Source organism: Sphingomonas sp. PAMC 26605, assembly GCF_000241485.1.
Classification (GTDB): Bacteria; Pseudomonadota; Alphaproteobacteria; order Sphingomonadales; family Sphingomonadaceae; genus Sphingomonas.
Genome location: NZ_JH584241.1, coordinates 1,948,368 through 1,956,008 on the forward strand (window position 1 = coordinate 1,948,368; position 7,641 = coordinate 1,956,008).

10 protein-coding genes and 1 pseudogene are annotated in these 7,641 nt (G+C 66.7%); 7 read left to right on the top strand and 4 right to left on the bottom strand.

Annotated elements, in window-relative coordinates; genetic code table 11:
- Nucleotides 1–24: 24 nt before the first annotated feature.
- Complete coding sequence (locus RH90_RS09035; RefSeq protein ID WP_010185232.1) at nt 25–537, bottom strand: GNAT family N-acetyltransferase; 513 nt, start codon at nt 535–537, stop codon at nt 25–27.
- Between the two features lie 115 nt (nt 538–652).
- Here RH90_RS09035 and RH90_RS09040 point away from each other — a divergent pair, with 115 nt between their 5' ends.
- Together RH90_RS09040 and RH90_RS09045 are read left to right on the top strand one after the other, a co-directional pair.
- The gene (locus RH90_RS09040) at nt 653–1,060 is read left to right on the top strand and encodes a dihydroneopterin aldolase (RefSeq protein ID WP_010185233.1); all 408 of its coding nucleotides are present in this window, start codon (nt 653–655) and stop codon (nt 1,058–1,060) included.
- Nucleotides 1,057–1,374: a Rossmann fold domain-containing protein gene (locus RH90_RS09045; protein WP_010185234.1), complete on the top strand. Its 318-nt coding sequence runs from the start codon at nt 1,057–1,059 to the stop codon at nt 1,372–1,374. Before RH90_RS09040 ends, RH90_RS09045 begins: the two co-directional genes overlap by 4 nt.
- Nucleotides 1,375–1,421: 47 nt before the next feature.
- Here RH90_RS09045 and RH90_RS09050 read toward each other — a convergent pair whose 3' ends face one another.
- On the bottom strand, nt 1,422–2,273 hold the full coding sequence (locus tag RH90_RS09050) for a hypothetical protein (protein ID WP_010185235.1): 852 nt from the start codon (nt 2,271–2,273) through the stop codon (nt 1,422–1,424).
- A 221-nt stretch (nt 2,274–2,494) separates the two neighbouring features.
- Between RH90_RS09050 and RH90_RS09055 the strand changes: the two genes are divergently transcribed.
- The 4 genes from RH90_RS09055 to RH90_RS09070 all read left to right on the top strand — a co-directional run bounded on the left by RH90_RS09055 (nt 2,495) and on the right by RH90_RS09070 (nt 5,094).
- The gene (locus RH90_RS09055) at nt 2,495–3,166 is read left to right on the top strand and encodes an energy transducer TonB (protein WP_010185237.1); all 672 of its coding nucleotides are present in this window, start codon (nt 2,495–2,497) and stop codon (nt 3,164–3,166) included.
- Nucleotides 3,167–3,234: 68 nt separating this feature from the next.
- On the top strand, nt 3,235–4,035 hold the full coding sequence (locus tag RH90_RS09060) for a MotA/TolQ/ExbB proton channel family protein (RefSeq protein WP_010185238.1): 801 nt from the start codon (nt 3,235–3,237) through the stop codon (nt 4,033–4,035).
- 93 nt (nt 4,036–4,128) lie between these two features.
- On the top strand, nt 4,129–4,611 hold the full coding sequence (locus RH90_RS09065) for an ExbD/TolR family protein (protein ID WP_010185239.1): 483 nt from the start codon (nt 4,129–4,131) through the stop codon (nt 4,609–4,611).
- A 54-nt stretch (nt 4,612–4,665) separates the two neighbouring features.
- Nucleotides 4,666–5,094 carry an ExbD/TolR family protein gene (locus RH90_RS09070; protein WP_010185240.1) on the top strand — a complete coding sequence of 143 codons (429 nt, stop codon included), beginning with the start codon at nt 4,666–4,668 and terminating at the stop codon, nt 5,092–5,094.
- A gap of 225 nt (nt 5,095–5,319) precedes the next feature.
- On the opposite strand, the gene RH90_RS09075 is transcribed toward RH90_RS09070, so the two are convergent.
- Both RH90_RS09075 and dcd read right to left on the bottom strand, forming a co-directional pair.
- Nucleotides 5,320–6,420 (bottom strand): hypothetical protein, encoded by a 1,101-nt coding sequence (locus RH90_RS09075; protein WP_029625178.1) that lies wholly within the window; start codon nt 6,418–6,420, stop codon nt 5,320–5,322.
- A gap of 224 nt (nt 6,421–6,644) precedes the next feature.
- Nucleotides 6,645–7,199 carry a dCTP deaminase gene (dcd, locus tag RH90_RS09080; protein ID WP_010185242.1) on the bottom strand — a complete coding sequence of 185 codons (555 nt, stop codon included), beginning with the start codon at nt 7,197–7,199 and terminating at the stop codon, nt 6,645–6,647.
- Nucleotides 7,200–7,317: 118 nt separating this feature from the next.
- Between dcd and RH90_RS23925 the strand changes: the two are divergent.
- Nucleotides 7,318–7,641: pseudogene (locus tag RH90_RS23925) on the top strand (hypothetical protein); the annotation flags it as partial.

Below are 7,641 nucleotides of genomic sequence, written 5' to 3' on the forward strand. Positions count from 1 at the left end.
GCGGGCGCGTAAAGCCGCGTCGCCTCAGACCAGCGCGGCGACGCGCGGCCCGAGCGCACCCGCGCCCGCCGGGACGTTCGCGCCGCGGGCGAGCAGGCGGTGCCGCTCGACCGGACCCGGCACGCGCCATGCCGCGGTGCGCGCCGCGTCGAAGCCGAAGAACCGGCCGTAATATTCGGGATCGCCGATCAGCGTGAGCGCATCCGCCATGCCGCCCGTCTCGGCCGCGGCGAGCGCATGCGCGGTGAGCAGCCGGCCGATCCCGGCCTGCTGCCGGTCGGGCGTCACCGCGACCGGGCCGAGCTGCACCATCGCGACCTCGCTGCCATCGTCGCCGGCGAAGCGAATCGGCCAGCATTGGATCGTGCCGAGCAACGCGCCGCCCTCGATCGCGGCGAAGCTGAGCGCCGGAATCGCCGCCATCCCCGCGCGGATCCGATATGCGGTGCGGCCGTGGCGGTCGGTGCCGAACGCGCGGTCGAGCAAGCGCTCGACTTCGGCGGGGGCGACGGCGGCAATCGGCAAGACCTCGATCACGGGCGTTGATCCTTCAAGACCGCATGGCAGCACGCGGGCCGCGCGCTTTACGCCCGATCGGCGGCAACGCAAGCGCGATCGTGGGGCGAAGGTTCCCTGGGCGGCGACATCTGCTATGGCGCGCCGCGATACGACCAGGATTGGGATCGATTTGACCGACCGTTTGACGCTCAACGTGCACGACCTCGAAGTGATGGTGCTGACCGGAATCTATTCCGAGGAAACGCACCTCCCGCAGCCGCTGCGCATCTCGCTGACGGTCGATCTGAGCGTGCCCGATCGCTTTGACCCCGAGACGCCGCTGACCGAGTCGAAGAACTATCTCGATCTCAAGCACGCCGCGACCACCGCGCTGCCGCAGGGCGTGCATTTCAAACTGGTCGAGGCGGTGGCGGACCATATCTGCGAAACGCTGTTCCTGCAGGATGCGCGCGTCGCCCGCGTCGAGGTGACGATCGTCAAGCTCGCGATCGCCGAGGCTGGCGAATCGATCGGCATCACGCTGGTGCGGAACCGCCGGTGAGGGATGCGCTCGCGACGGCGGTGGGCACGCGTGCGGCGCTCGTCTTCGCCGCGGGCCGCGACGCGGTCGCCGCGGTGCGCGACGCGCCGCGCGAATCAGGAATGGTGATGCTGGTGATCGACGCCGCCGCCGCGGCGCTCGACCGTGCGATGCTCCGCGCGGCGGTCGGACCGCTCGCGGTCGAGCTGGCGCCGCAGACGCGGCTCGGGGCGCTTGATGTGGGGGCTGATACGGACCGCGACGCCGTCGTCGCTGCGGCCGAGTATCTCGTTGGCGCGCATTCGACGACGGGGCAAGTGCTCGAGATTCGATAATCCGTCACCCCGGCACAAGGCCGGGGTGACGGAGATGGGTGCGACTTTTACCGCCGCCCCCCACGCTCGCACGCCCCGAGTTCGCGCACCACCAGCGCATAATCCTCGCGCGCGATCGCCGCATCGTCGCCGTCCTGCGGGACCGAGCTGTCGGGCAGCGCCGCCGGCAGCGTGCAGGCGAGGCGATACCATAGCAACGTGTCGCGCGCCGGCGGCGGCGCGGATTGGTCGACCACTTCGCCGAGCGCGACCACCCAGTGCGGCGGCTGGTCGGGCTTGCGCTCGATGTCGAACGAGATCGGGCGGTTGTCGACGGTGGTCAGGAAGATCTGCGTCTGGCCCGAGCCCGGCAGATCGCCTGCGGTATGGACGGCGTTGCCGACTCCGGTGATCGTCGGCGGCGCATCGGGGGCGAGCACCTCGCGGACGATTCGGCGGGTCAGCGCGTCGCCCGCCGGAGTCCAGCTGCGCTGGCCGTCGGGCCGGACGAGCTGGACCTGCCCGGCATTGCCCGACACAGCGCGCGCGAACAGCAGGACGCGCGCCTTTCGATAGCTCGGTACGCGGCCGTGCGCATCGAGCGGGACGTCGAGCGTATAGCCGATCCGCGGCGGCACCGCGTTGGAGCCGCGAATCAGCGCGCCGACGTCGGCCTCGACATAAAGTCGCGCGATCGTCGGCGGAAGGTCGGGCGCATCAACCGGTTTGAGCCGAAGCTGGCTGCGCACCGTCGCATCGACGATCACCGGCGCATCGACCACGAGGTCGGCATAGTCGGCATAGTGTAATACCGGTCCCGCAACATCGCTTGGATTCGCGCGGTTTTGTGGCGCCGCGACAAGGTATGCGGGCATCCCCAACAGGGCGGCTGCAACGGCGATTTTGAGGAGCTTGGACATGGCGAACGACTAGCGTGTCGCGATCTTTTTAAACAGAAATAATTCTGCCACGGGGAGGTTGTACGTTTGTTGCGTGAGACAAAGCGTTTGCGTCGTCGTTTTTGGCGCGATAGAGGTTGTGGTCTGTCCAGGATACACTAGCCCATGACAGGCCGGATAACGAGCGGACGTTACGGATCGGCTTGGACCGTCGTGCCGGAATAGAGGAGTTTCGTTTCTGAATGGCATACGCTGATCGCAATACGAGTGGCAGCCGCGTGGTGTCGATCGTGATCGTTTCGGTCATTGTCGCGCTGTTCGCGTGGGGTTTCGTGAACGGGCTGACCTTCAAGTACATCAAAAAGGTGACCGAGAAGCTTAACACCTTCGACGTCGTCGAACCGCCGCCCCCACCACCAGACAAGCCGCCCCCCCCGCCGCCCGAACAGCCGCAGCTGCAGACCCCACCGGTCGTGTCGCCGCCGCCGATCGTGCGCGTCCAGTCGCCGCCGCCGCCGATCGCCACGGTCGTCACGCCACCGCCGGCCGCGCCGGTCACGGTGCGCGCCGCCCCGGCACCGGTTCCGGTCGCGGCTCCGCCTGCACCGCCGGTGGCCAGCAAGGCCGCGGGTCCGAAGGGGAACCCGGCCGACTGGATCACCAACGACGACTATCCGTCCGACGCACTGAGCGCAGAAGCACAAGGTACGACGGCAATCCGCTGGGATATCGGGACCAACGGTCGCGTCGAGAACTGCACCGTGACATCGTCGAGCGGCAATTCGTCGCTCGATCGTGCCGCCTGCAGCGCCCTGACGCGGCGTGGTCGCTATTCCCCGGCCCTCGACCAGACCGGGGCGCCGATGCGCACCGTCGGTCAAACCCGCCGTGTCGTCTGGCGCTTGCCAGAATAACCCAATCCTAGCCGTGCGGGCCCGGGAAGGGGCCCCATGGTCATCTTGTCGAGAAGGAAGTCCCCCCAATGTCCACCATCATCCTTACTGCCGGTGCCTCTGCCGCAGACAATTTCGGCTTCTTGAACGCCATGAAGCAGGGCGGCCCCGTCACCTGGACGACCGCTGCGATCCTCACGATCTTCCTGTTCTTCACGCTGTACATCTTGTTCACCAAGATCTTCGAGCAGCAGAAGATCATCAACCAGGGCCGTCGCGTCCGCGCGACCTTCTGGGCGTCGAACTCGCTGCGCGAAGGCGCTGCCAAGCTCGAGAAGAACTCGGCCTACAAGCAGATCGTCGACGACGGCATCGAAGCCCAGGAGCAGCATGCGCGCCTGACCGATCCGGTCGAAGCGCATGACTGGCTGCACGGCTCGCTCGCGCGCTCGGAAGCCGCGATCAACTCGCAGCTCGGCGGCGGTCTCGCCTTCCTCGCGACGGTCGGCGCAACCGCACCGTTCGTCGGTCTGTTCGGTACCGTGCTCGGTATTTACCGCGCGCTGATCGGCATCGGCCAGGCTGGCCAGGCATCGATCGACAAGGTCGCAGGCCCGGTCGGTGAGTCGCTGATCATGACCGCCTTCGGTCTGGTCGTCGCGGTTCCGGCGGTGCTCGCCTTCAACTGGCTGCAGCGTCGCAACAAGGCGATCGCCGAGCATCTCTCGGCCTTCTCGAACGACGTGCTCGGCTACCTTGCCTCGAACGGTGCGGTTCGTCCGCATGCGCCCGGCAAGAAGGGCCCTGCAACCGGCACGACGGCAGCTGCCAAGCCTGCCGTGACGACTTCGACCGCCGGCCAGGCCGGTGGCGTGCAGACCCGCGTCTAAGACTACCGAACGGGGTCGCCTCCGGGCGACCCCGCTTCCTTCGCCGCCCGGGTTGGTCGGGCGGTATGACCGATACGAATAGGATGGCCTTTCATGGCGATTAGTACAGGTGGCGGCGGCGATGACGCCCCGATGTCCGACATCAATACGACGCCGCTCGTCGACGTCATGCTGGTGTTGCTCATCATCTTCCTCATCACGATCCCGGCGATCGTGCAGACCGTCAAGCTGAAGCTCCCGGACGTGCGCTACGATCCGACCGTGACCAAGCCCGAGAACGTGTCGCTCTCGATCACGCGCAAGCCCGACGGCAGCTGCGCGGTGTTCTGGGGCCAGACGCCGGTGACGCATGAGGAACTGCTCAAGCGTGCGACCGACAAGCTCAAGGAAATCGTCGACAAGGCCGGCGGTGCCGCGAACTTGACGACCGAGGATCTTCCCGAAGCGCATATCCGCGGCGACGTCGAGACTCCGTATCGCTGCATTGGCGGTGCGATCTATACGATGCAGTCGGCCGGGTTCGCCAAGGTCGGGTTCATCTCGGAGCCGCCTCCCACGGGCGGTCCGGCTTCGTGATCGCTGCCGTAGCAGCCTCAGTGAATTGCGGCCTCGCCGCAGGGAGTATTTGACATGGCAATGAGCGCAGGCCGTGGTGACGACCAGCCGATGATGGATATGAACACGACGCCGTTGATCGACGTCATGCTCGTGCTCCTCATCATGTTCATCATCACCATCCCGATCCAGACGCATGCGGTGAAGGTCGATCTTCCGATCAATGACCCGAACCAGAACAAGCCCTTGATCGATCCGCAAAAGAACAAGATCGTGATCCAGCCCGACGGTGTCGTGCTGTGGAACGGTGCTCCGACCGATCCGGCGACGCTGCAGCAGTATCTGACGCAGACGACGCAGCTCAACCCCGAGCCCGAGCTGCACTTCCAGCCCGACCCGGCGGCGCGTTACGAGAAGGTCGACCAGATCCTCGCGATCATCAAGCGGTCGAACGTCTCGAAGCTCGGCTTCATCGGCAACGAACAGTATCGCAACGACTTCTGAGTCGCCTGCCATACAGTTCGAATGCAATCAGGGCGGTCCTTCGGGGCCGCCTTTTTTATGGGTGTAAGGCGCCTGCGATGGTGCGGTCGATGTGTGCCAAGCGCGGTGCGTTCGATCCCGATGCGGCTGTTGAACACAGCATTGCGCTGCAGAACGGAGATCCGCGCATCGCACGCGTACGCGCTTGGGTAACGCCCTCCGCACGCGGTGTGAGGGGAAGGGACCTTATCCCACCGGGTGATCGACCAGATAGGGCCGCAGCGCGATCTCGATCGGGCGGCGCACCCCCGCGCGTTCGAGCGTCGCGGTGACCGTCGCGCCCGCCGGCCCTTTGAAACGGCTCACGGCTTGCTCGAACGGCATGTCGAGGACGAGATCGCCCGGCGCGACTCCCGCGGCCTGCGCCGGGCTGCCACGCCCGACCGCTGCGACCATCGCGCCGTTCCCGCGGCGGTCGAACCAGATGCCCGACAAGGAATAGCGTTCGGGGAGCGGGCTCTGCCGGTTGCGGCGAACGAGCAGATCGCCCGCGGACGGATCGGTCGCCAGGTCGAGCAACCGCAGCAGCCCAAGCCCGACAAGACCGTTATCGAACAGCGCCGATCCATAATTGACCGGATGCACCGCCACCAACGGCCGATACAGATCGATCCCGGCGATGTGCACCGGCCCCGACCGATAGAGTTTCGCCGATGCCCCGATCGGGCAATCGGGACGCCCGTCGAGCAGCCCGGCGCGCTTCGCCGCTGCGGGCGACAGCGTCATCGGCGCCGGCGCGCCGGTGTCATAGCCAAGCTCGATCTCGACCCCGTTGACCGTCGCCGGTGCGACCAACAGGTCCGAGCCGCCGCGTAATGCGAGCTTACGGATCGCATGCCGCAGCCGTACATAGTCGGGCAGCGCCGGCAAGGCGCCGGGCCAGAGCAGCCAGCGCGATTCGTCGAACAGCAGGCCGCTCGCGCCATGCGTCAGGAAGCCGGCCGAAAGCGACCCCTGCGCGCCGGGGCCGAAGGTGATCACATCGGTTCCGACGAGCGAGGCATGCGGCTGGCGAAAGGCGCCGCCGACCGCCAGCGCGACATCGTACACCGGCACCCGACGCGCCTCGTGCGCGAGCGTGAAGGTCATCGTGCGCCCGGACGCCAGATGCAGCGAACGTGCAAGCCCCTCGTCGATCAATCCCGGCTGACCTCCGCTGTCGAGCACGAACAGATACGGTCCGTGGCCGTTGACCAACACCCCGATCTCGATCCGCATCGGCCCGAGCGCGATCGGCAGCGACAGCGGCTGATCGTCCGCGGCGGCGAGGGGAGACGGCATCGCCATGACCGCCAACCCACCGGTCAAGACGCCGCGTCGCGACCAGCGACGATGTGGCGGACCCTCAATCGGCATTGCCGCGATCTCCCGCGCCTGCCGCGACCGCAAACGCCGCCGCGACCTTATCGCGTGTGGGGAGCCGGCTCAATCTCCCGGCGAGGTCCATCTCAAAGATAGGCACGCCTTGCGCCTCGGCACTCGCTTGGGCGGTCCAAGCGCGCAGTGCTCGCTCACAACCGCGGCAACGTTACCCCGCGCTGGCCCATATATTTGCCCGCGCGGTCGGCATAGCTCGTCTCGCACGGCTCGTTACCTTCGAGGAACAGGAACTGGCACGCGCCTTCATTGGCGTAGATCTTCGCCGGCAGCGGCGTGGTGTTCGAGAATTCGAGCGTGACATGCCCCTCCCAGCCGGGCTCGAGCGGGGTGACGTTCACGATGATCCCGCAGCGCGCATAGGTCGATTTGCCGAGGCAGATGACGAGCACGTCGCGCGGCACGCGGAAATATTCGACCGTGCGCGCGAGCGCGAAGCTGTTGGGCGGGATGATGCAGCAATCGGTCTTGCGATCGACGAAGCTGTTCGCGGCGAAGTCCTTCGGATCGACGATCACGCTGTCGATATTGGTGAAGACCTTGAACTCGTCCGACACGCGCGCGTCATAGCCGTAGGAGGACAGGCCGTAGCTGATGCAGCCGTCGCGCTTCTGCCCGTCGACGAACGGCTCGATCATCCCGGTGGTCAGCGCCTGCTCGCGAATCCAGCGGTCGGACATGATCGCCATGTGATGCTCCTTGTGCGTGTCTGCACCGCGTCTCGCTGGAAAAGGCGAAGCCGGCAAGGGACTGTTGCGCAAGCGGCGGTGTGGTGGTAGTATAACACGCTCTGCGGGGAGGGTGATGATGCAGCGCTGGCAGAGAAATCTCAATCGGGCCTTGCTCGGGGCGGCGGTGGTGCTCGGCACCATCACGCTCGCGCCCGAGGTGCTCGCCTTTCCGCACCGCGCCGTGATCGGCGATACGACACTCTATTCCGACCGCGCGATCCCGCCAAAGATGCCCGCGCTGCTCGCGCGCTCCGACGCCTTGCTGCGCAGAAGCGCGATCTACGGGCCGGGCTATGGCCGGCGCATCTTCCTGACCGATGGCGGCTGGCGCTGGCGCGTGCTCGCGCTGCAGTCGCCGGGGGTCTTCGCCGTCTCGCGCGGGCTGGGCGAGACGATCGTC